Source organism: Aeromonas sp. QDB39 (assembly GCF_027707585.1).
Lineage (GTDB): Bacteria > Pseudomonadota > Gammaproteobacteria > Enterobacterales > Aeromonadaceae > Aeromonas > Aeromonas hydrophila.
Map to the genome: position 1 here is coordinate 40,053 of NZ_JAPCIV010000029.1, position 25,398 is coordinate 65,450.

23 protein-coding genes are annotated in these 25,398 nt (G+C 61.2%); 11 read left to right on the forward strand and 12 right to left on the reverse strand.

All coding sequences use genetic code 11. From position 1 onward, the window contains the following. Nucleotides 1-12: 12 nt before the first annotated feature. Nucleotides 13-1,494, reverse strand: a complete 1,482-nt coding sequence (gene cls / locus PG899_RS17070; RefSeq protein WP_011705220.1) for a cardiolipin synthase — start codon at nucleotides 1,492-1,494, stop codon at nucleotides 13-15. A gap of 97 nt (nucleotides 1,495-1,591) precedes the next feature. On the opposite strand from cls, the gene PG899_RS17075 reads away from it, so the two are divergent. Next, complete coding sequence (locus PG899_RS17075) at nucleotides 1,592-2,134, forward strand: DUF1439 domain-containing protein (RefSeq protein WP_026080151.1); 543 nt, start codon at nucleotides 1,592-1,594, stop codon at nucleotides 2,132-2,134. Nucleotides 2,135-2,138: 4 nt separating this feature from the next. On the opposite strand, the gene PG899_RS17080 is transcribed toward PG899_RS17075, so the two are convergent. Then, on the reverse strand, nucleotides 2,139-2,618 hold the full coding sequence (locus PG899_RS17080) for a GNAT family N-acetyltransferase (protein ID WP_011705218.1): 480 nt from the start codon (nucleotides 2,616-2,618) through the stop codon (nucleotides 2,139-2,141). A gap of 428 nt (nucleotides 2,619-3,046) precedes the next feature. Between PG899_RS17080 and PG899_RS17085 the strand changes: the two genes are divergently transcribed. The 3 genes from PG899_RS17085 (at nucleotide 3,047) to PG899_RS17095 (ending at nucleotide 6,712) form a co-directional block, all read left to right on the forward strand. After that, the gene (locus PG899_RS17085; RefSeq protein ID WP_077097321.1) at nucleotides 3,047-4,210 is read left to right on the forward strand and encodes a M23 family metallopeptidase; all 1,164 of its coding nucleotides are present in this window, start codon (nucleotides 3,047-3,049) and stop codon (nucleotides 4,208-4,210) included. 194 nt (nucleotides 4,211-4,404) lie between these two features. Continuing rightward, on the forward strand, nucleotides 4,405-5,802 hold the full coding sequence (locus PG899_RS17090; RefSeq protein WP_039215527.1) for an alpha-amylase family protein: 1,398 nt from the start codon (nucleotides 4,405-4,407) through the stop codon (nucleotides 5,800-5,802). Between the two features lie 172 nt (nucleotides 5,803-5,974). Further along, entirely contained in the window at nucleotides 5,975-6,712 is a 738-nt protein-coding gene (locus PG899_RS17095) for a lytic transglycosylase domain-containing protein (RefSeq protein WP_264098588.1), read from the forward strand. Between the two features lie 123 nt (nucleotides 6,713-6,835). Here PG899_RS17095 and aqpZ read toward each other — a convergent pair whose 3' ends face one another. The 3 genes from aqpZ to PG899_RS17110 form a co-directional block, all read right to left on the reverse strand. After that, nucleotides 6,836-7,522 carry an aquaporin Z gene (gene aqpZ, locus PG899_RS17100; RefSeq protein WP_017766545.1) on the reverse strand — a complete coding sequence of 229 codons (687 nt, stop codon included), beginning with the start codon at nucleotides 7,520-7,522 and terminating at the stop codon, nucleotides 6,836-6,838. Nucleotides 7,523-7,847: 325 nt separating this feature from the next. Then, entirely contained in the window at nucleotides 7,848-8,369 is a 522-nt protein-coding gene (gene ruvC, locus PG899_RS17105; RefSeq protein ID WP_005298649.1) for a crossover junction endodeoxyribonuclease RuvC, read from the reverse strand. 273 nt (nucleotides 8,370-8,642) lie between these two features. Continuing rightward, a complete protein-coding gene (locus tag PG899_RS17110; RefSeq protein ID WP_077098364.1) occupies nucleotides 8,643-9,551 on the reverse strand; it encodes a Gfo/Idh/MocA family protein in 909 nt (302 codons plus the stop codon). A gap of 187 nt (nucleotides 9,552-9,738) precedes the next feature. On the opposite strand from PG899_RS17110, the gene PG899_RS17115 reads away from it, so the two are divergent. Beyond that, nucleotides 9,739-10,272 carry a DinB family protein gene (locus PG899_RS17115; protein ID WP_077098366.1) on the forward strand — a complete coding sequence of 178 codons (534 nt, stop codon included), beginning with the start codon at nucleotides 9,739-9,741 and terminating at the stop codon, nucleotides 10,270-10,272. After that, the gene (locus PG899_RS17120; RefSeq protein ID WP_077098368.1) at nucleotides 10,269-10,703 is read left to right on the forward strand and encodes a hypothetical protein; all 435 of its coding nucleotides are present in this window, start codon (nucleotides 10,269-10,271) and stop codon (nucleotides 10,701-10,703) included. Before PG899_RS17115 ends, PG899_RS17120 begins: the two co-directional genes overlap by 4 nt. Nucleotides 10,704-10,758: 55 nt before the next feature. On the opposite strand, the gene PG899_RS17125 is transcribed toward PG899_RS17120, so the two are convergent. Both PG899_RS17125 and PG899_RS17130 read right to left on the reverse strand, forming a co-directional pair. Next, the gene (locus PG899_RS17125) at nucleotides 10,759-11,241 is read right to left on the reverse strand and encodes a hypothetical protein (RefSeq protein WP_264098582.1); all 483 of its coding nucleotides are present in this window, start codon (nucleotides 11,239-11,241) and stop codon (nucleotides 10,759-10,761) included. Further along, nucleotides 11,238-11,579 carry a DUF805 domain-containing protein gene (locus PG899_RS17130; protein ID WP_077098030.1) on the reverse strand — a complete coding sequence of 114 codons (342 nt, stop codon included), beginning with the start codon at nucleotides 11,577-11,579 and terminating at the stop codon, nucleotides 11,238-11,240. The genes PG899_RS17125 and PG899_RS17130 overlap by 4 nt, the downstream gene beginning before the upstream one ends. Before the next feature lie 191 nt (nucleotides 11,580-11,770). Between PG899_RS17130 and PG899_RS17135 the strand changes: the two genes are divergently transcribed. Then, nucleotides 11,771-12,811, forward strand: coding sequence for a helix-turn-helix domain-containing protein (locus PG899_RS17135; protein WP_077098031.1), 1,041 nt, complete (start codon nucleotides 11,771-11,773; stop codon nucleotides 12,809-12,811). 1 nt (nucleotide 12,812) lies between these two features. Here PG899_RS17135 and PG899_RS17140 read toward each other — a convergent pair whose 3' ends face one another. Next, entirely contained in the window at nucleotides 12,813-13,040 is a 228-nt protein-coding gene (locus PG899_RS17140) for a hypothetical protein (protein WP_077098033.1), read from the reverse strand. Nucleotides 13,041-13,370: 330 nt separating this feature from the next. On the opposite strand from PG899_RS17140, the gene PG899_RS17145 reads away from it, so the two are divergent. After that, nucleotides 13,371-14,597 carry an AAA family ATPase gene (locus PG899_RS17145; protein WP_270697518.1) on the forward strand — a complete coding sequence of 409 codons (1,227 nt, stop codon included), beginning with the start codon at nucleotides 13,371-13,373 and terminating at the stop codon, nucleotides 14,595-14,597. 2 nt (nucleotides 14,598-14,599) lie between these two features. After that, the gene (locus PG899_RS17150) at nucleotides 14,600-15,331 is read left to right on the forward strand and encodes a DUF3226 domain-containing protein (RefSeq protein WP_143239029.1); all 732 of its coding nucleotides are present in this window, start codon (nucleotides 14,600-14,602) and stop codon (nucleotides 15,329-15,331) included. 110 nt (nucleotides 15,332-15,441) lie between these two features. Here PG899_RS17150 and PG899_RS17155 read toward each other — a convergent pair whose 3' ends face one another. From PG899_RS17155 to PG899_RS17170, 4 genes are all read right to left on the reverse strand, one after another. Further along, entirely contained in the window at nucleotides 15,442-17,859 is a 2,418-nt protein-coding gene (locus PG899_RS17155; RefSeq protein ID WP_077098037.1) for a YgiQ family radical SAM protein, read from the reverse strand. A gap of 137 nt (nucleotides 17,860-17,996) precedes the next feature. Next, nucleotides 17,997-18,365 (reverse strand): hypothetical protein, encoded by a 369-nt coding sequence (locus PG899_RS17160; protein WP_077098039.1) that lies wholly within the window; start codon nucleotides 18,363-18,365, stop codon nucleotides 17,997-17,999. A gap of 93 nt (nucleotides 18,366-18,458) precedes the next feature. Beyond that, a complete protein-coding gene (locus PG899_RS17165) occupies nucleotides 18,459-21,578 on the reverse strand; it encodes an efflux RND transporter permease subunit (RefSeq protein WP_077098041.1) in 3,120 nt (1,039 codons plus the stop codon). Continuing rightward, nucleotides 21,578-22,627 carry an efflux RND transporter periplasmic adaptor subunit gene (locus tag PG899_RS17170; protein ID WP_024944721.1) on the reverse strand — a complete coding sequence of 350 codons (1,050 nt, stop codon included), beginning with the start codon at nucleotides 22,625-22,627 and terminating at the stop codon, nucleotides 21,578-21,580. The genes PG899_RS17165 and PG899_RS17170 overlap by 1 nt, the downstream gene beginning before the upstream one ends. Nucleotides 22,628-22,835: 208 nt before the next feature. Here PG899_RS17170 and PG899_RS17175 point away from each other — a divergent pair, with 208 nt between their 5' ends. Further along, nucleotides 22,836-24,389: a sensor domain-containing diguanylate cyclase gene (locus PG899_RS17175; protein ID WP_270697519.1), complete on the forward strand. Its 1,554-nt coding sequence runs from the start codon at nucleotides 22,836-22,838 to the stop codon at nucleotides 24,387-24,389. Between the two features lie 33 nt (nucleotides 24,390-24,422). Next, a complete protein-coding gene (locus PG899_RS17180) occupies nucleotides 24,423-25,289 on the forward strand; it encodes a patatin-like phospholipase family protein (protein ID WP_190283702.1) in 867 nt (288 codons plus the stop codon). The last annotated feature ends 109 nt before the right edge of the window (nucleotides 25,290-25,398 follow it).

Consider the following 25,398-nt stretch of genomic DNA (forward strand, 5'->3'; position numbering starts at 1 on the left):
AATTAAGTGATGTCACAACAAGGGGCTGAACAGGTAGAACATGTTCTCCATCACCTTCTTGTACCAGGGGCGTGCCCGCCACTTGGCCAGCGACATGGGGGTCGCCTCTATCATGTAGCCCTGCACCAGCTGGGTCATCTCGGCGACGAACACCGGGTTGTCGATGAGCAGGGTCACCTCGAAGTTGAGCCAGAGGCTGCGCCGGTCCAGATTGACCGTGCCCACCAGGGCGAAGTCGTCATCCACCAGCACGCTCTTGGTGTGCAGCAGGCCGGCGTCATAGCGATAGACCTCCACCCCCGCCTCCAGCAGCTCCTCCATGAAGGCGTTGCAGGCGTAATTGGCCATCAGGGAGTCGTTGCGCGCCGGCAGCACCAGCTGCACCTGCACGCCGCGGGCCGCCGCCGAGGAGAGCGCCGCCGCCAGCGGATCGTCCGGCACGAAGTAGGGGGTAGTCAGCACCAGATGGTGGCGGGCCTGGTAGATGGCCAGCAGCAGGCTCTGCTGGATGCAGTCGCCGCCGACGAAGGGGCCGGATGGAATGAGCTGGGCCCGGTAGTTGCTCTGGGGCCAGGCCTCCGGCTCGTGCTGCAGGCTGTCGAGCAGCCGCTCGCCGGTCTCCATCTCCCAGTCCCAGACGAAGATGGACCACATCAGCGGCACCATGGGCCCCTGCACCCGGATCATGATGTCGACCCACTGGCCGACCCCGGCGTTCTGCTTGAAGAAGCGGGGATCCACCATGTTCATGGAGCCGGTATAACCGACCCGGTCGTCGATCACCACCAGCTTGCGGTGCATGCGCAGGTCCTGGCGCTGGAACGGAATGCGCCAGGCCCCGACCGGCAGCACCTCCACCAGCTTGACCCCGGCCTTGCGCAGCTTTTTCGGCCAGGACGAGCGAAAGAAGGTCTTGCTGCCCATGGAATCGAGCAGCAAGCGACAATCCACGCCGCGCGCCGCTACTTCCATTAAGGCTTCACACACCTCGTCGGTGTCGCCGCCCGGGTGCCAGATGTAGAACTCCAGGTAGCAGGACTGGGAGGATTGGCGGATGTCGCGCACTATCTCGCGCAGGATGGCTTCCGGCTTGCTCAGCAGCGTCATCCGGTTGCCGGAGAGCATGGGCATGGCCAGCCGGCCCTGGATCAGATCGTGCAGCGGCTGGGCCTTCTCCCCCACCTCGCAGCAGTGCTGGGGGAAGAGCCGGGCCAGCTGGCGGATCCAGATGGCGTAAGGGCGGTACATGGCCTGCGCCCGCTCGGCGCGGCGCCGGCCGAGGCGGATTTCGCCAAACAGCACGTAGAAGCCGACCCCGGCAAACGGGATGGCATAGATGAGGGCGAGCCAGGCCAGCGAGACCCCGATGGGGCGCCGCTTCATCACCACCCGAAAGGAGACCCCCGCCACGATCACGGTGTGAAACAGCAGCAGCAACCAGCCGAGGAACTGGGAAAACAGCAGTTGGATGTCGTGCTCCAGACCGTTGATCACGAGAACTCCTTTTACAGACGAGTGAAATGCGGTGGGCAGATCCCGCGAAGCCAGGATGGTATGCTGTAAAACACACCCATTCTATCAGGTCGTTAGCATGATCCTGCAATCTATGCTGCTCAGTCTGGCCATGCTAGGTCAAGGCTCATATGACATCAATGAGCAACAGATAAACCAGTACCTGCAATCCCAGGTGCAAGTGAACAAACAGCTGGAGCTGCCCGGCATCATCAAGGCCCATGTGCAGCTCGAACAGAGCGATGTCCAGATCGGGCGCCAGAGCCCGGACACCGCCCGGGTCTATGGCAAGGGCAAGCTCAAGATCGCCCTGCCGGATCAGACCGAGTACGACGCGCGGCTGAACATGACCTATGAGGCGAGACCGCGTTACGACAAGGCGCAGAGCGCGCTGTTCCTCGACAACATGAAGTTGATTGAATACAAGCTGGAGCCGGAGGCGGCGCAGCAGAAGTTCGGTTTCATGCTCGGCATGCTGCTGCAGAGCATGGAGAAGCGGCTGGAGACCCAGCCGGTCTATCGGCTCAACGACAAGGATCCGAACCAGGCCTGGCTGAAGGAGAATCTGTTGGGGCTGGAGCTGTCACCGGGCAAGATCCACCTGTTGACCAAGCCCCAGTGAGTCGTCAGTTGTAGACCGGGGCTTTGGCCTGGCGCACCAGCAGCTCGATCTGGTAACCCTGTTCGCGCTGCTGGTCATACAGCGAGAAGAGCGGCCCCTCCAGTTCATGCAGGGGCAGGTCGGCGAAGCCGGCCTTGAGGTAGAACGGCTTTTCAAACGGCAAGGCCTGACACACCACAGGTTTGTCCTGCAGATCGTTGCAGGCGTGCTGCAACAGGCGCGAGCCCAGCCCCAGCGACTGGTAGTGGGGCAGCAGACGAAAACCGCACAGGTGGTAGTAATCCTGTTCGTCGCGCAGGCGCACGGCCCCCACCAGCCAGTGGGCGTCGCGTACCACGAAGATCCGCTCGGCCAGATCCGGCACATAGTGGGAGAAAGTGGTTTCGTAGTAATCCCTGATCAGGGAAAGGTCTGCATCACAGTACTCTTCGAACGTGAGTTCCATCGCCCGCTTGCCTATCACACCCGTTCCATCCATGGCCATTCGGCCCGGTCCTCATACATTGATGTCGGTCGCAGAGATCCGACCAGATTGACGATATCACGGCTTTTAATAACAAAAAAGCCAATAACCACACCGAGTTGCATAATTTTTAACATGCCGTCAGCCGGTCTGGCCAGTGGCGATCCTATCACGGCAAGCCAGTGGCAGACACTGCTTGCGCCTCTTCCCCGCCCTTTACGGCAGCCCGCCATTTCATGGCCCGCAACTCACTGATTTGGCTCTACAAACCCTTTTTGTAAACATTTGTTAACAAACAAATACCGCTCTCCCCCTGCATAAAAAGCCCCATTTGAATAACAACTTTGGCATTTACCCCTATGGTGAAGCCTTGGCATAGCCTCGCGCTGTTGTTGCCCGCGTGGGTCCATCCCCACACCGACACCTCACCACTTTGCCAAGGAGTTATCATGTCCAGACCGATCCCCTCCCTGCTGATGCTGGCCCTGCTTCCCGCCGCCGGCTGGGCCGGCGACATCCATGCCCCGCTTGCCCCTTATCACTTCACGGCGCAGCAGCTTGCCGCCAGTCAGACCCCGGCCCTCCCCCTGGATGAGGCCCACTTCGTGTTCAGCGAGGCAGCCATGGCCTTCGATCTGCACGACTTTTTGCTGCAACAGGCGCCCCACCTGTTGCCCAAGGAGGAGGTGATCCTGCACTGGAGCGGCATCACCAGCCTCAACCCCCAGCTGCTGCTGGCCCTGATGGAAGCGAGCAGCCAGCTCATCTCGGCCCCCTCCGAGCAGGCCATAGCTGCGCCGTTCGCCAAGCTGGTCAAGGCCAGGGGCTTTGACAACCAGCTGGAGCTGATGGCGCGCCAGCTCTCCGAGCGCTTCTATCAGGCTCGCGCCCAGCAAAGGCTTATGCAACGCAGCGCCCCCGCCCTGGCGCCGCAGGCCGCGCACCAGGCTGCCCTCGCCAGTCTGCTGAGCACGTCGGTGCAGCGCCAGCTCGGTGAGCAGTGGCGGACCCTGTTCGGCCAGGACGCCATGACCTCCCCCAGGGGCGGCGCGGCCGCCACCGCCGCACCGCTGGCCGGCGGTCAGTTCCAGCTGCCCTGGCGCCAGGGCTACAGCTGGAAGGCCAATGGCGCCCACTCCCATACCGGCTCCGGCTACCCCTACTCCTCCATCGATGTCTCTTACGACTGGCCGGGCTGGGGCGGCGCCACCTACACGGTCACCGCCGCCAACAGCGGCACCGTCACCGTCTTCTCCCGCTGCCAGGTGCGAGTCACCGCCCCCAACGGCTGGGCCACCAACTACTACCACATGAGCGGGATCTCGGTGCGCAGCGGCGACTACGTGGCCGCCGACACCCCCATCGGCACCTATGCCGGCAACCGCAACGAGGCGCTGTGCGAGGGCGGCTCCTCCACCGGCCCGCACCTGCACTTCTCCCTGCTCTACAACGGGGTGTTCCAGTCCCTGCAGGGGCAGCGGCTGAGCAGCTATGCCGTCAACGTCGGCGCCAGCAACTACGACGACAACTGCAACCGCTTCTGGCTCTACAACCAGCGCAATGGCCAGCGCTACTGCGCCTGGCAGCCGCTCTACAACAACGGGATTGACTGAGCCGAAAAGAGTCCGGTGAAGTGATTGAAAAGTCAGTAATGGCGCGGCCTGCGCGGTTTTTTGCAAGCCGTCACAGATCCGCACAGTCCGCTTTGAAAGTGCTCACAAAATCGCCGCCCGGTGATTGCTGGCAAGACAGGCCGGTGTGAGGCTCTGGGTGCCCATCTGGGCACCCAAAACAAGGACTGACAATAATGAAACACACAGCGGGAATCTGGGCGATCGCAGGCATGCTGATCGCGCCTTTGGCACATGCGGACGTCATACTGCACGCTTTCAACTGGAAATACAGTGAAGTCACCGCCAAGGCCGATCTCATCAAGGCCGCCGGCTACAAACAGGTACTCATCTCGCCGCCCCTCAAGTCATCGGGCAACGAGTGGTGGGCACGCTACCAACCCCAGGATCTGCGCCTCATCGACACACCGCTTGGCAACAAGCAGGATCTCGAGCAGCTGATCGCCGCCATGCAGGCACGGGGCATCGCCGTCTATGCGGACGTGGTGCTCAACCACATGGCCAACGAGAGCTGGAAGCGCAGCGATCTCAACTACCCCGGCAGCGAGCTGCTGCAAAGCTATGCCGCCAACCCCGGCTACTTCGAGCGGCAGAAGCTGTTTGGCGATCTGGGCCAGAACTTGCTCGCCGGTCAGGACTTCCACCCGGAAGGGTGCATCAGCGACTGGAACGATCCGGGCAACGTGCAGTACTGGCGGCTGTGCGGCGGCGCGGGCGACAAGGGGCTGCCGGATCTTGACCCCAACAACTGGGTGGTGAGCCAGCAGCAGGCCTACCTCAAGGCGCTCAAGGGGATGGGGATCAAGGGCTTTCGGGTCGATGCGGTCAAGCACATGAGCGATTACCAGATCAACGCCGTGTTCACCCCCGAGATAAAGCAGGGGATGCACGTGTTCGGCGAGGTGATCACCACCGGCGGCGCCGGCAGCAACGATTACGAGCGCTTCCTCAAGCCCTATCTCGACAGCAGCGGTCAGGGCGCCTATGACTTCCCGCTGTTTGCCTCCCTGCGCGGGGCGCTTGGCTATGGCGGCAGCATGAATCAGCTGGCGGATCCGGGGGCCTACGGCCAGGCGTTGCCGGGCAGCCGGGCGGTCACCTTCGCCATCACCCACGACATCCCCACCAACGACGGCTTTCGCTACCAGATCCTGAACCCGACCGACGAGAAGCTGGCCTATGCCTACCTGCTCGGCCGCGACGGTGGCTCGCCGCTGGTCTATTCGGATCATGGCGAGACCCAGGCCAAGGACGGGCTGCGCTGGCAGGACTATTACCTGCGCAGCGACCTCAAGGGGATGATCCGCTTCCACAACGCGGTGCAGGGCCAGCCCATGCAGCTGGTCGGCAGCGGCGACTGCTTCGTGCTGTTCAAGCGCGGCAAGCAGGGGCTGGTCGGCATCAACAAGTGCGACTACGAGCAGGAGTACTGGCTCGATACCGCCAAGTTCGAGATGAACTGGTATCGCAACTACCGGGATGTGCTCGACCAAAACGCCGTGGTCAACGTGCAGAGCCAGTGGGTGCGGGTCGCCATTCCCGCCCGCAGCGCCCGCCTCTGGCTGCAGGAGTAAACCGGCAGTTGCCGCGCGAGGCCGCCAATGGGCGGCCTCTTTATTTGCTCTGCCGCCGCTATTTTCTCGGCCGAGTGCACGGGTCGGTCAGGGCGGGCTTGTTCTGCCCGCGCCGTGATGCTTTACTCAACAAGGCTAACGAGGCTGAAGGAGCAAGCCGTTGAAAGCATGGATGTTGATGGGATTGATCCCGCTGTTTTCCTCCCCCGGCTGGAGCCAGACACCCGCCCCGGCCGAGGTGGTGATCCTCACCGCCGAGCCGCCGGCGGCGCCCCCCGTCACCCTGCACACCCCGGGGGTGCTGCCGCCCCCCGAGCCGGCCAGCCCCCCGCTGCCGCCCGGCACCCGCCAGATCCAGGTCTACAAGTCGGTGCAGAAAAACGGCGTGGTGCGCTACTCCGACATGATGCCGGAGCAGGGTCACTACGAGCTGCTGCTGTTCAACGATTGCTACGCCTGCGACCCCGACTCCAAGGTCAACTGGCACACCACCGGCCTGTTTCTCTATGACTACGCCAGCACCATCCAGGCGGCGGCCAAGGCCTATCAGGTGGAGCCGGCCCTCATCCGGGCGCTGATCCACGCCGAGTCCGCCTTCAACCCCCTCGCTGTGTCCCGCAAGGGTGCCATGGGGCTGACCCAGCTGATGCCGGCCACGGCGCGGGAGCTGGGGGTGGGCAACGCCCTGCTGGCGGAGCAGAACATCTTCGGCGGGGTGAAATACCTGGCGGGGCTGCTCAAGCAGTATGGCGGCAACGTGGCGCTGGCCACCGCCGCTTACAACGCCGGCGCCGGCGCGGTGCAAAAACATGGGGGCATCCCCCCTTATGCTGAAACTCGCGCCTACGTAGAGCGGGTGCAACTGCTGCGCCAGCGCTACAAGGACATGCTGAGCGCCAAGGGGTTGTAGCCCTTCCCCTCTTGCCAACGACCAAACAACCCTGCGGGCCCTTGCGGCCCGTTTTCGTGCCAGCCAGAAACGAAAAAACACGCCCGGGGGCGTGTCGATACCACACTTTGTTGCCCTGACGGATCAGGCTTTGGTCGCGATCGCGCGATAGGCCAATGCACCCAGAATGGCACCGACGATGGGCGCAACCCAGAACAGCCACAGCTGGCCCAGTGCCCAGTCCCCTACGAAGAAGGCCACGCCCGTACTGCGCGCCGGGTTGACCGAGGTGTTGGTCACCGGAATGCTGATGAGGTGAATGAGGGTCAGGCACAGGCCGATGGCGATGGGGGCAAAGCCGGCCGGGGCCCGGCTGTCGGTGGCGCCCATGATGACGAACAGGAAGAAAGCTGTCATCACCACTTCACACACCAGCGCCGCCAGCATGCTGTAGCCGCCCGGTGAGTGCTCGCCATAGCCGTTGGAGGCAAAGCCCGCCGCCAGATCGAAACCGGCCTGACCGCTGGCAATCACGTAGAGCACCGCCGCTGCCGCAATCCCGCCCAATACCTGAGCGACCATGTAGGGCAGCACGCCGGAGGCCGGAAAGCGACCGCCAGCCCAGAGACCAATGGTCACGGCCGGGTTCAGGTGACAGCCCGAGATATGGCCGATGGCGTAAGCCATGGTCAGCACGGTCAGACCGAATGCCAGCGCCACGCCGAGCAGGCCGATGCCGACGTTCGGAAAGGCGGCGGCCAGCACGGCGCTGCCGCAGCCCCCCAGCACCAGCCAGAAGGTGCCCATGAATTCAGCTGCAAAAGGTTTCACTTCTCAACTCTCCCAATGATGGATGAAGCGGGAGCCTGCGGCTCACCGGGCCGCACCACGCGGCCGGCGCATATTATGGGAGTCCCGATCGGGCAAGCGAAGGGAAGCGATGAAGGCCTAAAAACGTAACTTGCATCACAAGCTGTTGATTAACTGAGAAGATTATCGTTAGCGCCCGAATGAGCAGCAACATGAGGCGGAAAGGCAGTGCGACAGCTTGTGACTCTGTTGGGGCTTTTGCCGACAGCCGCCGCAACCAGAGGGGCAACCAGCCGGCACATGGCCGCTTGCCTGAAATTGCCGGTATCAGACCGGCAATGTCGGCTCAGCGGTAACGACCGCGCACTGATCCCGTGCTGCGCCCGGCCATCTTGATCAGGATCTGGCGGGTATGGAAGTGGCAGAGCGCCACCCCGAGGGCATCCGCCGCATCCGCCTGGGGGGTGGCCGAGAGCTTGAGCAAATGGGTCACCATGTGCTGCACCTGCTCCTTGGCGGCGCCGCCGGTGCCCACCACCGCCTGCTTGATCTGGGTGGCCGAGTATTCGCTCACCGGCAGCAGGGCATTGACCGCCGCCACGATGGCGCTGCCACGAGCCTGACCCAGCTTCAAAGCCGAATCGGCATTTCGCGCCATAAAGACCCGCTCGATGGCGAACTCGTCCGGCTTGAACTGGGTGATGATCTCGCTCACCCCGTCATAGACCTGCTTGAGACGTGACGGCAGCTCGCCCAAATCGGTGCGGATGCAGCCCGAGCCCAGGTACTCAGCCTTGCCCGCCACGATGCGAATGACCCCGTAACCTGTGATGCGCGAACCCGGGTCTATCCCCAAAATGATGCTCATGGACGGGCCACCCTGGCCATCATGGCGGGGATCCGCTCCCGTTTGGCAAGGGCAGCCAGCCGGCCACCCCGTTTCAATAGCTGGTTCATCACACTCTGTCGCTCTGCTGGCAGTTCATGGCCGCCAAGATAGCAAACAAGCGCCCGCTTGGCTTGCGCGGCAGCGCCCCCGCCAATCAACTGCGCAGGGATGCGCCATCTCATACAGTGGTCCGGCGATTTTTTCGCCCACCACTCCGCCCATGGCCCGGGCAAACCGGCGCGGCGATCACCCTCACTCCCCTGCCAGGGTGACCAGTTGCTCTGCCAGCCGGTGGCCGTGCAGGTAGCTCTCAATCAGCGCCCCGTCGGCCCGCCCCGCCTCAATCTGCTGATACCAGTGGGCCAGCATGGCGGCAAAGCCCCGGCTCGCCAGCACCGACTGCCAATCGCCCGGCGCCAGGGTCTGCACGGTTTTATCGCGGGCCAGGGTGCCCCGGGTGCAATTCTCGATATGCAGGGAGAGGTTGTCGCCATAGGCGTCGATGCGCTCCTCGGTGAGGCCGGCGCTGCGGTTCATGCTGCCGCTCACCGCCACCTGCCCGCTCTGCCAGGCCACGCTCACCCCGGCCAGCAGCTCGGGCTGCTGGGCACAGCGCCGCAGCACCGCATGCAGATCCCCATCAGGCGCGCCGCCGTAGTAGCAGAGGCTGTCGAGCACATGGATGAAGTCGTCGAACAGAAATGCGCGCGGCGCCCCTGGCAGGGCGTGGCGGTGCTTTTGCCAGTTGAGCTCGGTAAGCGGCTGGCCGCGGGCTTCGCTCATGGCGGGCAGATAGCGGCGGTTGAAGCCGACAAACAGCGGACGGTTCTGCGCCAGTGCCAGATTGGCAAGCGCCTCTACCCCGGCAAGAGTGTCGCAGAGCGGCTTGTCGACAAAGGTGGGAATGCCGGCGCGCAGGCACTGGGCAGCCAGCTCAAGGTGCACCGCGGTGGCGGCGTGGATCATCACCGCATCCGGGCGGCTTGCCAGCAGGTCGCCCAGCTCGGTAAAGCACTCGGCGATCCGGTACTGGCGTGCCAGCTTGTCCAATACCGCCGAATTGCGGGTACAGAGCAGCGGGGTGACTCGCTCGTCACTGGCAAGCAGCGGCAGATAGGCTTTCTGGGCGATATCACCAAGACCTACGAGGGCAATGCGCATGGGGACTCCTTGTGGCGGCGGGTTATGGGCGCCGTGTTATCCGGCAACGGCTGACAGGGTAGCATCCTCACCGACCCGGACACAGCCGATGGCTGGCCCAACCGCCCCCATTGCCGGGGGAGTGTCATTTTTGGCTCCATCTGGATAATATGCCCGCTTTTGGACACAAGAAGCGCCAAGGAGTGCCATGCCAAGCTCAACCCTGCTCTCGCTGTTTCGCTACAAGGCCTGGGCCGATGGCGAACTGCTCGATGCCCTCGCCACCCTGGATGCCGCGCAAGACGGCGAGGCTCACCACACGGCCCTGCGCATCTTCAACCATATCCATGTGGTCGATGCCATCTTCAAGGCCAATCTGCTGGGGGAACGGCACGGCTTTACCGCCACCAATACCCCCGAGACACCGACCCTGGCGATGCTGCACGGCGCCATCGGCAAGCTGGATGACTGGTATCTGGATTACCTTGCCGGCCTGAGCGAGGCAGATGGCGAGGCCGTGCTCTCGTTCAACTTCGTGGATGGCGACAGGGGGCAGATGAGCCGCGCCGAGATGCTGCTGCATCTGGTGACCCACGGCGGCTATCACAGGGGGGCGATCGGGCGGATCCTGGTGCAGTGCGGCATCACGCCGCCGCGCGATACCCTGACCACCTTTTTGCATCGCAGCGAACCCGGGCGGCGGGGCTATGCCCCCTCGGCGGATAACGAGGCCCGCCCATGAAACCCGCCTGTCTGCGGCTCACACCGCTGCTGCTGATCGGGCTGCTGAGCGGCTGCGCCGCCGCCATCGATCACTACTCGGGGCGCTTTCGCAACACCCTGGCAGCGGGGCAGACCCGCACGACCATTCGCGCCGAACTGGGCGAGCCCCAGCGTTGTCAGCAGGCCGCCTTTCTGACCGAGGATAAGGTGCAGGGCTGCGATCGCTTTACCGTGCTAGGCAAGATCCACAAGCGCGCTGACGGCAATGGCCAGGCCACGGCGAGCGCCGTGACAATGGGGCTGGGGGAGCTGATCCTGATACCCATGACGGTGGCCAGCGTGGCGGCGGACTACACCGAGCAGCACACCCTCACCGTCTATTACGATCGGGACGATCACTATCTGTTTCACACCCTGCTCAATGCCAAGGGGCAGGAAGTGTGGCAGTAGGCACACCGGCCAGTGGACCTTCCTTGGCCGGCGCATCCTTCTGACGAGGGAGGCCTCATTGACAGCGCAGCACCGGTTTGTCTTCCAGCAACCAGGCTATCCAGCGCCGCCGCGAGTTCAGCACAAACCCTTCGTCTGCCGCGATCCCGCTGACGATATAGCCGTCGGCCGCCGGGTCAGCGGCCTCGCGGGAGAAGATGAAGTCGCTGCTGTTCACCCGCTCACCCTTGCTGAGCGCCACATCGAGCCGCGGCGTCATGACGACGATGGCCAGCCCCGCGGCGGAGTCGATGCCAAGGCCGCAGCTCGCCACCTTGCCGACCGCCACCGGCACCCGGATGGCGCAGTGACGCCCCTCGGCATCAGTGGTGGTATAGGTTCCCTCCCCCACCCGCCCTTGCATCCACAGCAGCTCGCCACGGATCAGGCTGTCGACCTGCAGCAGGCCCAGCGTCCCCTTGGGAAAATCGTGGGGATTGTCGACGGCAGCCACCGTCAGCGAGCAGCACAGCATAAACAACCAGAGTGCGTGTCTCATGCCGATGCCTCCTTGCCAACATGGGTTTCCCCGCTTTGCTGCGCCAGCAAATAGATAAGCAGCAAGGGCCCCACGGCCGGCACCAGAAACACCCAGCCCCACCAACCGGAGCGGCCGGTGTCGTGCAAGCGACGCACGATCAGCGCAATCAGGGGCACGCTGCTCACCAGGCCGTAGCCCAGATCCAGCCAGCCCAGATTGGCAAGCAGCACGTCCAGCCAGATGCAGATCAGGGTGACCAGCAGATGGCCCAACATGAACCACCCACATTCAGCCCGGGTGGCGCGACCCGAAAAATCCAGGGCGCGTTGCCACGCCAGCCAGTAGAAAGAGAACATGGATACCTGCCTTTTATGGTGATTGAGAGCCCTTATCATGGGGAGCAAAGCGCCCCCGGGCGTCCTCAAACCGGTTTCAGGTCGTCCTCGAACCGCGCCTGCGCCATCATGGGCTTCATTCGCCTGACCCAAGCCGTTATGCTGGCATGCCGCCGCCGGTCAACGGCCTCTCTTTGCACACGGGATACATGATGCTGGCCATACCCATACCCTTTATCGTCTCCTTGCTGCTGGCACTGCTGGCCGCCGTGCTGCTGGCGCGCCTTGGCCGGGCGGCCAGAACGACCGCCCTCTTTTTGCTGCTGTGCGCCATCACCACCGGCGTGGTGGGGCTGCGCTGGACCTTCGATCTGGCGCTGCTCACTCTCGCGCAGCCGATCCTCGCCTCGCTTATTCCGGTGGCCGCCTGGCATATCTTCAGCCGGGCCAAGGTGCCAGGGGCCCGTTTTTCCTGGCTGCACGGCATCGGTCCCGCGCTGGTTGCCCTCGGTATGCTGACCCACAACTGGTTGCCACTGCCACTGGATGGCCTGCTGACCGCCATCTATCTCTGCTACGGCATCGCGTTGGTGCGTTTTTCCGATAAGACGCAGCAGCTGCTGTATGTCTCGTTCAATGAGTGGGAGGGGGTCAGACGGGCGGAACATATCGCGGGCTGGATGCTGCTGTTTTCGGCGGCCATCGATGCCGTCGTCTCCCTCGACTTCGCCTTCAATCAAGGCCAGCTGGCGCCCTATATCCTGTCGCTGGGTCATCTGATGCTGGTGCCCATGCTGGCGGCGGCCGTGGTGGTGGTAGGGGTCAATACCCCTGACGCAGAAGAGGAGGAGATACCAGCCTCCGAACCCGAGCCTGCGGAGAAAGCGCCGCTGCTGAACGAAGATCGCGCCCGGGAGATAGTGGCTCTGCTGGATAACCTGATGAAAGATAAAACCTGCTATCTGGATCCTGAGCTGACCCTGGCCCGTCTCTCACGCAAACTGGGCATTCCCGCCAAGCAGATCTCCAGTGCCGTCAATCTGGTGCACCAGCAGAGCATCCCCAGGGTCATCAACGAATATCGAATTGCCCATGCCAGACAGGCTCTGCTGAACACGGATGAAAGCATCACCCAGATCTTGATGAACGCCGGTTTTCAGACCAAATCCAATTTCAATCGCGAGTTTCAGCGCATCACCGGCCTGACTCCCAGCCAGTTCAGAGCAACGCGCGACCTGTCGGCTGCCTCCTGAATCAATCGCCGGCTCTCGTTTGCTCCCGGCGATCCAGCCACTTGCCCACTCTGGCCCCCAGCTCGGAGCAGACCAGCGCCGTCACGGCGGCCCAGAGCATCTGGTTGCCATCAAAGCCCGCCTGCTTTTCAAAGAAAAAAGGCACCAGCAGATTGAAACCGATGATCCCGAGCAGCAGCCCAAGGCCGCTGCCCACCTTCTCCCTGCGGGATCGCGTTTTTATTGCCATCTGATTGCTCCTGTTGGAGTGAGATAAGGGGGCACGGATCGCCCCTGCCGACATCCCCGGCAAGATAACAAAGCCTTTCCTGATGAGGACAGCCATCATTTGAGCTTGGGTACCCACTTCTTATCACCACCGAGCCATGGCCAATAGGCAGGGCCTGACGCTGTTTGGGAAGATGTGAAGGATACAGAGCAAGAGAGTTTGATGCCGGTCAAAAAACGAAACTTTTCTGATTATTAAGTCAATTTGATACTCACATCAGCAGTTTCGTTTGGCTTACCATGACCATTCAGAACCTGTTGAGCTGCGATGGGTTGCTGCAAGGGCAGGTCAATGGAGCATATTGGAAACTGTAATCCAAGGGCGGTAGCGTCGGATTCAGCAGCATTACGCCTAACTCAAAAAGCTGGGTGCCCCAGGTTTTTTACGCAAACCAAGGCGGGAAATCAAAAGGTAGGTATTCCAAAATTATATATTACTATAGGGATATATATGCTAACCGAATTCACAATATCTAACTACAAACAATTTTCAAATTTAAAAATAAAAAATCTCGAGAACATAAATATTATTGGTGGAAAAAATAACACAGGTAAAAGTTCAATATTAGAAGCCATTTTTACTTTATATGACAGAGGAAGTCCAGAACTAACAATAAAACAATATGCATGGAGAGGAATTGGAAATATCCTGCTAGATAAGGATAGTGTTTGGGCACCAATTTTTCATAATTACGACCTCAGCAATCAAATTTATCTAGTCGCTAGAAGTGAAGATGAAAAACTTAGTAAAGCTACAATAAAATATGGCAAGCTAGATGTGAGAAATAATGCAACATACTCACCAAATAATGAAAGTATGATAATAAACCAAACTCTGGCATTTAACCAAGAAGGTTTATCAATATCGTACGTTGAAGGAGGAAAAAGCGCTGGTAAGGTACAAATAACATCAAATGGACAACAAATGACATCGCACTTTGAGATGTTAACTGGAGCTCCTTTATCTGTTGTCTATCTGTCATCATCTTTGAAGGGAAATGCTCAATTAAACGCAGAGTATTTTACCCAGCTTGATAAAAAAGGCTTGATACCTAATATAGTTAACTCATTAAAAGTCATAGAGCCAAAACTTAAAAATATCTCTCTAGGTGTTAGTGGTGGGCAGGTGTCAATATATGGAGATGTTGGGTTAAAAACAAAAATACCTATCGGCTTTCTAGGTGAGGGAATAGAAAAACTTCTTGGTATCCTTCTCGCAATTGAAGCTAATAAAGGAAATATTATATTAATCGATGAGATAGAAAATGGTTTACATTATAGTGCACTCCCTCAAATCTGGGGAATTATAAACAAAGCTGCAAGAGAAAATAAAATCCAGTTGTTTATCACCACGCATTCCTACGAGGCTCTCGTTGCTTTGTGTCAAAGCGCTTTGCAAGATAAATATTCAGACATATCTTATTATCGATTAGATAAAGAGACAGAAAACATAAAAATAAATCACTATAATTTTGATACACTCAAAACTGCAATTGAAAGTAACTGGGAGGTAAGATAATCATGCCTCTTATTTTAAATTCAGAGCAAACCAGTCAATCAAATCAGTCTTCCATATCAATTCATGATGCAATATCTGAGAAAAACTTAATTTTCGTTGAAGGCTCAGACGATGAACATTTCATTAAAGCAATACTAAAAGAAATTAATCTTGAAACAAGCGTTCAGATAATAAGGGCTGGTGGTATAACATCATTCCCATCAAAATTCCAAGCAAAAATAAAAGAAAGTATGTTTGGCCAGGTACAACGTTTTGCTATTATTGTAGATGCCGATGACTCTAAAGAAAAAGCATTCCAGCTAATAAAGAAAACCCTTGCGAGAAATAATTTCTCAACGCCAAATAAGCATGGCGATATTATCGTTTGCAATAAAGGAAACGTTCACATAGGTGTGTTTATAATTTCAAAGCCAGGTGAAGACACTGGAATGCTTGAAGATTTATTTATCGACACGCAAAAAAGCACACCTATATTAGAGCATGTAGATGAATATTTTTCTAAATTAGCAGAAAATCTTGAAAAACACACGCCTCAACAGGGTATAGCTAGGCCTAAACCTCAAGATTTTAAATATCCAAACAATGAAGCTAAAGCGAAAGCTAGAGCCATACTAGCTAGTTTTTATGATGATATATCCACTGTAGGTTATGCTGCACAACATGGATATGTAGATATGAATAGCACCTCATTGGATGATTTAAAGTCATTTCTCAATAAAATATTTACATGTTAATAAATTGATTCTTTTCAAATAGGAAGACTTTCCTGAAAAATTCTAATGTTCAGATAAAAAGGCGACCATTCGGTCGCCTTTTTATTTCTATCGCTTTCCAGTCAGAAAACTCACCGTGCCGGGCGCTTGGCACCATTGCCTTTGGCCGCAGGCTTGCCGCCCTGAGTAGCGGATTTGGCGCCCGGCTTGGCAGAGCCGGCGCGGGTCGGGGCCTTGCCCTTGTGAGCAGGTTTACCGGCCGGTTTACCTTGAGCTGCGCCCTGACCTGTACCTTGCGAACTGGGCTTGCCGTTGCCCGAGCCTTTCTGGAGTAGAGAGCCCACCGGTTTGCCATTGCCCGCCTTGCCGCCATTTCTGCTGGCCGCCGGGGCATTGGCTGCACCAGCCTCGCTGCGGGCGCCCTTGTTGCCCACCCCGTTGCTGCGCTGGTGAGTGATGGCACTGTGGCGGGTCAAGGCAGGTTTGAGGCCCTTGCTGCGGCTGCGCTCGGCCTTGGCTTCGCCACGGCCTTCCGGCGGTACCAGGCAGTCGGGGCCGTTGCCGATCAGGTGGCCCTTGCCCATCTCCAGCAGGGCTTCGCGGATCATCGGCCAGCCGGCCGGATCGTGGTAGCGCAGCAGCGCCTTGTGCAGGCGACGGCGACGCTCCCCTTTCACCACGAACACGTCCCCGCCCTGGCGACTCACCTTGTTGAGCGGGTTTTTCTCGGTGTAATACATGGTGGTGGCGTTGGCGAGCGGCGACGGGTAGAAGTTCTGCACCTGATCGAGCTTGAAGCGGTTGGACTTGATCCAGAGCGCCATGTTCACCATGTCTTCATCCGTGGTGCCCGGGTGGGCGGAGATGAAGTAGGGGATCAGGTACTGCTGCTTGCCCGCCTCTTTGGAGTACTTGTCGAACAGCTCCTTGAAGCTGTAGTAGCTGCCCATGCCCGGCTTCATCATCTTGGAGAGCGGGCCCTCCTCGGTGTGCTCCGGCGCAATCTTGAGGTAGCCGCCGACGTGGTACTTGGCCAGCTCCTTGATGTAGCGCGGATCTTCCACGGCGATGTCGTAACGCACGCCGGAGGCGATGAGGATCTTCTTGATGCCCTTGAGGTCGCGCGCCTTGCGATAGAGGTTGATGGTCGGGCTGTGGTCGGTGTCCATGTGCGGACAAATGGTCGGCCAGACGCAGGAGGCGCGCCGACAGGTCTGCTCGGCCTTGGGGCTCTTGCAGCGCAACTTGTACATGTTGGCAGTGGGGCCGCCCAGATCCGAGATGACGCCGGTAAAGCCCGGCACCTTGTCGCGGATCTCTTCAATTTCTTTCAAGATCGACTCTTCCGAGCGGCTCTGGATGATGCGCCCCTCGTGCTCGGTGATGGAGCAGAAGGAGCAGCCGCCGAAGCAGCCGCGCATGATGTTGACCGAGGTCTTGATCATGTCGTAGGCCGGGATCTTCTCGTTGCCATAGGCCGGATGCGGCACCCGCTGGTACGGCAGGCCGAACACCCCGTCCATCTCGTCGGTTTCGAGCGGGAAGGCAGGCGGGTTGACCCAGATGATGCGATCACCGTGGGCCTGGGAGAGCGCGCGGGCGCAGCCCGGGTTGGTCTCGTGGTGCAGGATGCGCGACGCGTGGGCGTAGAGCACCTTGTCTTCCTTCACCCGCTCGAACGCCGGCAGCTTGACGTAGGTTTGCTCCCACGGCTTTTGCTTGGGCGGCTGCACCAGGATGGGCTTGGCCTCCTGCGCAGCCGGCGCGGTACCTTCATCGTCCGCGCAGGGAGCCCCTTCCATATAGGGGTTGGGGATGGGATCGATGCGGCCAATCTGGTCGAGCTTGCTCGAATCCACCCCGCGCCAGCCCGGCAGCGGCTCCTTGCGGATCACGGCGGTGCCGCGAATGTCCTGCATGGTGTCGATGGTCTCGCCGCCTGCGATGCGGTGGGCTACCTCGATCAGCGGCCGCTCGGCGTTGCCGTAGATGAGGATGTCGGCCTTGGCATCGATCAGAATGGAGCGACGGATGGTCTCGGACCAGTAGTCGTAGTGGGCGATGCGGCGCAGGGATGCCTCGATGCCGCCGATGACCACCGGCACCTCTTTATAGGCCTCTTTGCAGCGCTGGGTATAGACCAAGGTGGCGCGGTCCGGCCGCTTGCCGCCCACATCCCCCGGGGTATAGGCGTCGTCGTGGCGCAGCTTCTTGTCGGCGGTGTAGCGGTTGATCATGGAGTCCATGTTGCCCGCCGTCACCCCGTAGAACAGGTTCGGCTTGCCCAGGCGCATGAAGTCATCTTTCGATGACCAGTCCGGCTGGGCGATGATGCCGACCCGAAAACCCTGGGATTCGAGCATGCGGCCAATGACCGCCATGCCGAAGCTCGGGTGATCCACATAGGCGTCGCCTGTCACCAGCACGATGTCGCAGCTGTCCCAGCCAAGCTTGTCCATCTCCGCGCGGGACATGGGCAGGAAGGGCGCCGTGCCGTAGCACTCGGCCCAGTAACGGGGATAGGAGAAGAGGTTGGTAACCGGCTGCATTTTGACCACCTGGAACAATTCGGGTCGCGCATTATACCGGCAGAGCAAGGCGGGGGCGACGGCTTTTTGCCCCTACGATAGATACGGAAAAGGCGAGCCAGCGGGGCTCGCCTGAAAAGTGCGGGTTGATTATCGGCTCAGGCCAGGACGCGGGCCAGCACGATGCGGTTGTAGTGGCGCTGCAGCAACTGATAGCCACCCAGCAGGCACCAGACCAGGGCGGGCGCCAGGAACACCGGGTGGGTGGCCAGGCGCAGCATCAGCAGGCCCAGCAGGATCAGCGCGAACGGCCGGCTCTCGTAGAGCCACAGCGGCCAGCCCTGCTTTCGCTGCTGCTGCTTGTCGGGCCGGCGATAGGCGCCGCGTCGAAACCAGGCCAGCGAACCGGCCAGATAGAATGCCAACCCGGCCAGCAACAGCCCCGGCTGATCGGCAATCCCCAACAACAGCAAACCGCTGCCCATATAGGCAAAGGGCAGCGGTTCATAAATGGCTGATGGCAACATAGCTCACCTCAACATTAAACTGGCTATATATTAACCCGCTTACCCGAGGATGCCATCAGCTTGCAGTGCTTTTCACCTATATGGGTGTAGGCATCAGGCCGCCGGTTTGTCCTGCTGCGAGTCGGCCTCGCTGGCCGCCAGCGCCTCGTCCACCAGTTGATCCCGCGCCCCGGTCATGCCGGCCCGCTTGGCCAGCAGATGGTAGATGGCGGGCACCAGCAGCAGGGTCACCAGGGTTGCCAGAGAGAGGCCGAAGAAGACCACTGTCCCCACCGACATCCGGCTCTCATAGCCCGCCCCCATGGAGAGCATCAGCGGCACGGCCCCTATGATGGCAGTGAGCGAGGTCATCAGGATCGGGCGCAAGCGGCGCACCGAGCCTGCGATGATCGCCTCGTCGAACCCCTCGCCGCGCTGGCGCAACTGGTTGATGAACTCGACGATCAGGATGCCGTTCTTGGTCACCATGCCGATTAGCATGATCATGCCGATCTGGCTGTAGATGCTCATCTCCTGCCCCGTCAGCCAGAGGCCAAGCAGGCCGCCGAAGATGCCGAGCGGCACCGTCACCATCACCACCGCCGGGGTCAGCATGCTCTCGAACTGGGCCACCAGCACCAGATAGACCACCAGCAGGGCCAGACCGAACACCATCACCATCTCGCCCTGGTTGTCGCGATAGTCCTTGGACTCGCCGGCATAATCCACCGTCATGCCGCTTGGCAGGTTGGCACTGGCCCAGCCGTCCAGGTAATCCAGCGCCTCACCCAGGGTATGGCCCGGCGCCAGATCCGCAGTCAGGGTCACCGCCTTCTGACGCTGGTAGTGGTTGAGGCGCTGCGGGCTCGCCACCTGCTTGACGGTGGCCAGGGTCGAGAGGGTCACCATCTCGCCGTTGGCCGCCTTGAGGTAGATGCGGCTCAAGTCGGAGACGCCGTTGAAGTCGCGCTGGTTGGCGCGCAGGTAGACGTCGTACTCCTCCCCTCTGTCTACATAGGTGGTCTGGCTGATGCCGCCGAGTAGGGCCTGCAGGGAGCTCGCGACGGTGGAGACCGGGATGCCAAGCTGGTTGGCCCGATCCCGCTCTATGGTCACCTGCAGCTCCGGGGTCTTCTCGGCATAGTCGAGATCCGGCGTCTCCATCAGGCCGCTCTGGGCTGCCGCCTCTTTCAGGGCCAGCCCCTGCTGATAAAGCTCGGCGTAATCGGAGCCCTGCAGCACGAACTGCACCGACGCGGTGGAGCCGCCGCGAAAGCCCGGCTGGAAGGTGCGGATCATCACGTCCGGAATGCCGGCCAGCCGCCCGCTCAGGGACTTGGCAAATTCGGTGGCGGTTTCATCCCGCTCGGCCCAGTCGGTGAGCTGGATGATGGCCATGCCGGTCTGATCGCCGCCGCGGCCAAAGGCCGGGGTGCTGAAGCTCATGGCCTGCACCACCCCCTTGCCGAGCAGCGGCATGATGGCCGCCTCCACCTGCTGCATGTTGCGCTTCATCCGCTCGATGCTGGTGCCCTCGGCCCCCTTGACGAACACGTAGAGCACGCCCCGATCCTCGGTCGGGGTCAGGCTGGTGGGCAGCTGGGCAAACAGGGCGCCGATGCCGCCCAGGCAGAGCACCAACACCAGCGGGGTCCAGCGCGAGTGGCGCAGCATCCAGCCGAGCAAATTGCGATAGTGCTTCTCCACCCAGCCGAGGCCACGATCGAGCGCCGCCGTCAGCCGGTTGGGCCGATCCACCGAGCGCATCAGCCAGGAGCCCATGGCCGGAGTCAGGGTGAGCGCAATCAGCGACGAGAAGAGCACCGCCAGCGACAGCAGGATGGCGAACTCGGTAAAGAGCCGGCCCACCATGCCATCCATGAAGGCGATGGGCACGAACACCATCACCAGCACGGCGGTAGTGGCGATCACCGCAAAGCCCACCTCGCGGGTGCCGTGCCAGGCGGCCAGCAGAGGCGGCTCACCGCGCTGCAGATGGTGGTGAATGTTCTCCACCACCACGATGGCGTCATCCACCACCAGGCCGATGGCGAGAATGAGCGCCAGCAAGGTGATGAGGTTGATGGAAAAACCGAGATACCAGGCCCCGATAAAGGCCGAGATGAGAGAGACCGGCACCGTGATGGCCGGAATGAGGGTGGTGCGCCCCTGCCCCAGAAACAGGTAGAGCACGGCCACCACCAGTACGGCGCAGATGGCGAGCGTTTCGTACACCTCGTCGATGGCCTGCTTGATGAAGATGGTGGAGTCGTAGTCGACCTCCAGCGTTGCCCCCTCCGGCAGGAAGCGCTGCATCTCGGCCATCTTCTTCTCGACCCCCTGCGCCACCGCCAGCGGGTTGGCGGTGGACTGGGCAACGATGCCTATCCCCAAGCTCTCGCGGCCGTTGCGCTGGTAGGCGCTGTCTTCGTTCTTGGCCCCCACCTCCACATCGGCGATGTCAGCCAGATAGATGCTCTGGCCGTTGGCGGCGGTGCGCACCTGCAGCGCCTGGAAATCGGCGGCAGTGTGATAGAGGCGGGCGATCTGCACCGCCATGGTCATGCTGTTGTTGCGGATCTCGCCGCCCGGCAGCTCGATGTTCTCGCGCTTGAGGGCATCCTGCACATCCGCCACCGTGACGCCGCGCGCCGCCATGTCGGCTGGGCGCAGCCGCACATACATCACCTGGGTCAGATCGCCGGAGAGCGACACCTCGCTCACCCCGTCCACCAGGCTCAAGGGATCCACCAGCACCCGGTTGGCGTAGTCGGTCATGGCGGTGCGGTCCATCTGGGTGCTGCTGAAGTTGAGCCAGACCGCCACGTCGCCGTTGCCGTTGTCCTTGGTGACCAGGGGTTCATCCACCTCGTCCGGCAGCTTGGGACGGGCGCGGGAGATGGCGTCGCGCACATCGGAGATCCCCTCCACCATGTTCCAGCCGAGCTTGAACTCCACCGTGATGACCGAGCGCCCCTTGCGGGTCACCGAGTTGATGTTCTTGATGCCGCTGATGCCGGAGAGCTGATCCTCGATGGGCTTGGTGACCTGACTCTCCATGACGGCGGGGGCGGCCCCCTCGTACATGGTGGTGATGGAGACGGACGGCGTCTGCACGTCCGGCATCTCCCGCACCGTCAGCTTGGAAAACGCCACCAGACCGAACACGGTGAGCAGCGCGCTCAGCACCACCGCCACCAGCGGGCGGCGGACAGAGATATCGGAGAGCCACATCAGCCTTTGACCTCCGCCAGATCGTGCACGCTGACGCCGTCCCGCAGGTTGACCAGCCCCTCGACCACGATGCGATCGCCCACCTTGAGCCCTTCGGTCACCCACACCTCTTCGCCATGGGTGTCCCCCAGCACCACCGGCACCCGCTTGACCTTGCCATTGGGTTCGAGACGATAGACGAAGCGCTGCTCGCCGGCATACTCCACCGACTGGGCGGGGATCAGGGTCATCTTCTGTGGTGGCAGGGAGAGCTCGACGTTGAGCAGCATGCCGGGGCGCAGCTGACCGTCAGGATTGGGAATGATCACCCGCGCCTTGATGTTCTGGGTATCGTTGGAAACGCGGCTGTCCAGCGTCTCCAGCACGCCGCGAAATGATTGATCCGGCCAGGCCGAACTGGTCGCCGTCACCGCCATGCCGGGGCGCAGCAGCGAGAGGTAGCGCTCAGGCACCGCCAGATCGAGCCGCAGCTTGGCCAGCTCGTCCAGGTGGAGCAAGGTATCGCCGCTGTTGACCAGGGCCCCTTCACTCAGATCGATGAGGCTGACCGAGCCGTCGAACGGCGCCAGCAGGGTGCGCAGGGAGAGTTCGTACTTGGCGGCATCGGCGCGGGCCTGAGCCTGGGCGACCGTGGCCTCCTGCCCCTCCAGCTCCGAGGTGGTGATGGCGCCGCGCGCCACCAGCCGGCGCATGTCCCGCAGCTTGCGGCTCTCGTCGCGCACGCTGGCGCTCTGCTCGGCCAGCTCCGCCTGCTGCTTGCCGGCGTCGAGGGCGATCAGCACGTCCCCCTGCTTGACCTGCTGGCCGGAGCGCACCGCAATCTTGACGATGCGGCCGGTTACCTCCGGGCTTATCACCACGGAGCGGTTGGCGGCCAGCTTGCTCACCAGCTTGATGGAGGGTTCGGCCAGGCTCTGGCTGACCGTCTGCGCCCGGATGTTGACCTGACGTGGCTGGGGTTTGCCGGCAGGGGCGGAGTGGCGGTAATACCAGCCGGCGGAAATCAGCAGAGAGAGGCAGGCAAGCACCAGCCATATACGCATTTTCATCAAGCAATCCATGAAATTAAGAGAAAAGAGGGCACTTCATCAATGATGGTCACCATGTTACCCCCTGACTATGCCGTGACTATGTATAAATGTGACAAAACGTAACAGAAGCGGCGATATTTGATTGAAATAGCAGTAGCAGAAGACGGGCTTCACGATTGTGCCCTAAACTGATGCTCCGAACCTGTCCGGATCCCGCCTAACGCCTATGCCTGAACCCAGATCTCACTTTGTTACCTATCGCCTGCAATGGCTGCTCTGCGCCTTCGTCGCCCTGCTGCTGGCCATCACGCTCAAGCTGACCCTGACCCAGGTCACCGACCATTATCAGAGCGACACCCTCAGCACCGCCTCCCGTCTGAAATCCCAGTTTCAGCAGATGGAAACCTTTCTCGAGGCCATGCGCGGTCAGGCAGAAGAGCGGCTGCGCAGCAACCCGCAATCCGCCCTCACCCAGCAGCTCTACGGCGCCCTGCGAGAGAATGGTGACCAGGGCTTTGCGCTGGATCGGGTGCCCGCCAACCTGCCCAAGGGGCTGAGCGGCAACCTGACCGGGCTGGGGCCGCTGCCGGCCCCCGGCAGCCAGCGCGCCGCCAGGCTGCACCTGGCGCTGAGCCTCTCCCCCCTGCTCTCCACCGCCAGCAAGCTGCTCGGGGACAAGGTCGGCTGGCTCTACTTCACCGGGGTCGATGACTTCGTCTATCTCTACCCCTGGGTGCCCGCCAGCCAGTTTCACTTTCGGCGCAACATCTATCTCAAGTCCTACTGGCAGGATGCCCTGAAACAGAAGGAGAAGAGCCTGCACGCCACCGTCTCGCGCCCCTACGAGGACTTTGCCGGCGCGGGGCAGATGATCACCCTGTCACAGCCCATCGTGAAGGATCAGGTGCTGGTGGGCGTCATCAGCATCGACGTGCTGCTCTCCCGGCTGGAACAGCTGCTGCGCGAATCCACTCCAGGTATCGGCACCCTGTTTCTGGTCAACCAGCATCAGCAGATCCTCGCCAGCAGCAATCAGGAGGTCGACTTCGCCCCAAAGCCGTCAACGGCTCAGGATGGCTACCACTGGCAACAGGGAGCGTTTCAGTTCCAGTACGCCATTCCTGACACCGAGCTCACCCTGCTCCACCGCATCCCCCTGCCCTCCCTGCTGTGGGCCCTGCTCTGCCAGTCCGCCCCGACCCTGATCACCCTGTTCTTCATGGCCTGGGCCGTGCTTGCCAATCTCAAGTCCCGCCGCCTGAACCGGCAGTTGGACTATCTCTCTCGCCACGATGCCCTGACCGGCGCCTTCAACCGCCACTACTTCGACGAGTTCGAGCGCCGCCATCAGCAGCGCGGGGGCAGCCTCGGGGTGATCATGTTCGACTGCGATCACTTCAAGCAGGTCAACGACCGTTTTGGTCACGAGGTGGGCGATCAGGTGCTGATCCAGCTGGTGCGCCTGTGCCAACAGCAGCTGCGCCGGGAAGACGCCCTGATCCGCTGGGGCGGCGAGGAGTTTCTGCTGCTGGCGGCCAAAGGGGGCGAACCACTCGACCAGCTGGCCGAGCAGCTGCGTCTGCGCATCGCCCGCCATCCCTGGCAGGAGCTGGCGCCGGCCCTGGCGGTGACCGTCAGCCTGGGTTACCACCACAGCACCACCGATACCCAGCTGCAGGAGGCCATTCGGCGGGCCGACGTGGCGCTCTATCAGGCCAAGGCCAACGGCCGCAATCGCAGCGAACGCTGGCAGGATGACGGCGCCGGCAACTGCGGGTAAGCTGGCTTTCTCACTCACTCCTGGAGAGACAAAGTGGCACGAAAACCCCGTGTGGGACTGGCTCTTGGCAGCGGCGCGGCCCGTGGATGGGCACACATCGGCATCATACGGGCGCTGGAGCGGCTCGGCGTCAAACCGGATCTGGTGGCGGGATGCTCCATCGGCAGCTTTGTCGGCGCCGCCTATGCCGCCGGTGAACTGGACAAGCTGGAGAGCTGGGTACGCGGCTTCAGCCGCTTGCAGGTGGTCAGCCTGCTCGACCCGGCCCTCTCCGGCGGCCTGTTTCGTGGCGAGAAGGTGTTCGGCATCGCCGCCAACCACTTAGGCGATCCCGCCATCGAAAGTCTGCCGCTCCCCTTTGCCTGCGTCGCCACCGAGCTCGACACCGGCCGCGAGATCTGGCTGCAGCAGGGGCCGCTGCGCCAGTGCGTGCGCGCCTCCTGCGGCATGCCGGGCATCCTGACCCCGACCCGGGTCGAGGATCGCTGGCTGGTGGACGGCGCCGTGGTCAACCCGGTGCCCATCTCGCTGGCCCGCGCCATGGGGGCCGAGGTGGTGATCGCCGTCAACCTCAACGCCGACATGCACCAGCCCTGGACCGACGAGCCGGATGAACCGAGCGGTGGCAACCGCTTCAGCCAGTGGTTCAACCGGGGCGACAGCCCCAACACGCCGGGCATGTGGAGCGTAATGACCGGCTCCATCAACATCATGCAGGAGCGCATCACCCGCGCCCGGATGGCCGGCGACCCGCCCGAGATCCAGCTCTGCCCGCGCCTTGGCAGCTTCTCCATCATGGATTTCCACCGCGCCAGCGACGCCATCAACGAGGGTGAGGCCTGCGTCGAGCGCAACGTGGAGCAGCTCAAGGAGGAGCTATCCCGCCTCGGTTTGATATGACGCCGGGTGCCAACCTGACGAGCCCATAAAAAAAGGTTCTTCGCGGGATCTTGGGGAAGTGGAAGTTGACAGACAGGGTGCTGGTAAACTGGCTGTCTCCAAACACACC

What these genes read in the sequence shown, in the direction of transcription:
- PG899_RS17075 (WP_026080151.1), top strand. Translation starts at nt 1,592, where the DNA reads ATGATCCTGCAATCTATGCTGCTCAGTCTGGCCATGCTAGGTCAAGGC.
- PG899_RS17080 (WP_011705218.1), bottom strand. Translation starts at nt 2,618, where the DNA reads ATGGCCATGGATGGAACGGGTGTGATAGGCAAGCGGGCGATGGAACTC.
- PG899_RS17085 (WP_077097321.1), top strand. Translation starts at nt 3,047, where the DNA reads ATGTCCAGACCGATCCCCTCCCTGCTGATGCTGGCCCTGCTTCCCGCC.
- PG899_RS17090 (WP_039215527.1), top strand. Translation starts at nt 4,405, where the DNA reads ATGAAACACACAGCGGGAATCTGGGCGATCGCAGGCATGCTGATCGCG.
- PG899_RS17095 (WP_264098588.1), top strand. Translation starts at nt 5,975, where the DNA reads ATGTTGATGGGATTGATCCCGCTGTTTTCCTCCCCCGGCTGGAGCCAG.
- ruvC (WP_005298649.1), bottom strand. Translation starts at nt 8,369, where the DNA reads ATGAGCATCATTTTGGGGATAGACCCGGGTTCGCGCATCACAGGTTAC.
- PG899_RS17110 (WP_077098364.1), bottom strand. Translation starts at nt 9,551, where the DNA reads ATGCGCATTGCCCTCGTAGGTCTTGGTGATATCGCCCAGAAAGCCTAT.
- PG899_RS17115 (WP_077098366.1), top strand. Translation starts at nt 9,739, where the DNA reads ATGCCAAGCTCAACCCTGCTCTCGCTGTTTCGCTACAAGGCCTGGGCC.
- PG899_RS17120 (WP_077098368.1), top strand. Translation starts at nt 10,269, where the DNA reads ATGAAACCCGCCTGTCTGCGGCTCACACCGCTGCTGCTGATCGGGCTG.
- PG899_RS17125 (WP_264098582.1), bottom strand. Translation starts at nt 11,241, where the DNA reads ATGAGACACGCACTCTGGTTGTTTATGCTGTGCTGCTCGCTGACGGTG.
- PG899_RS17130 (WP_077098030.1), bottom strand. Translation starts at nt 11,579, where the DNA reads ATGTTCTCTTTCTACTGGCTGGCGTGGCAACGCGCCCTGGATTTTTCG.
- PG899_RS17135 (WP_077098031.1), top strand. Translation starts at nt 11,771, where the DNA reads ATGCTGGCCATACCCATACCCTTTATCGTCTCCTTGCTGCTGGCACTG.
- PG899_RS17140 (WP_077098033.1), bottom strand. Translation starts at nt 13,040, where the DNA reads ATGGCAATAAAAACGCGATCCCGCAGGGAGAAGGTGGGCAGCGGCCTT.
- PG899_RS17145 (WP_270697518.1), top strand. Translation starts at nt 13,371, where the DNA reads ATGGAGCATATTGGAAACTGTAATCCAAGGGCGGTAGCGTCGGATTCA.
- PG899_RS17150 (WP_143239029.1), top strand. Translation starts at nt 14,600, where the DNA reads ATGCCTCTTATTTTAAATTCAGAGCAAACCAGTCAATCAAATCAGTCT.
- PG899_RS17155 (WP_077098037.1), bottom strand. Translation starts at nt 17,859, where the DNA reads ATGCAGCCGGTTACCAACCTCTTCTCCTATCCCCGTTACTGGGCCGAG.
- PG899_RS17160 (WP_077098039.1), bottom strand. Translation starts at nt 18,365, where the DNA reads ATGTTGCCATCAGCCATTTATGAACCGCTGCCCTTTGCCTATATGGGC.
- PG899_RS17165 (WP_077098041.1), bottom strand. Translation starts at nt 21,578, where the DNA reads ATGTGGCTCTCCGATATCTCTGTCCGCCGCCCGCTGGTGGCGGTGGTG.
- PG899_RS17170 (WP_024944721.1), bottom strand. Translation starts at nt 22,627, where the DNA reads ATGAAAATGCGTATATGGCTGGTGCTTGCCTGCCTCTCTCTGCTGATT.
- PG899_RS17175 (WP_270697519.1), top strand. Translation starts at nt 22,836, where the DNA reads ATGCCTGAACCCAGATCTCACTTTGTTACCTATCGCCTGCAATGGCTG.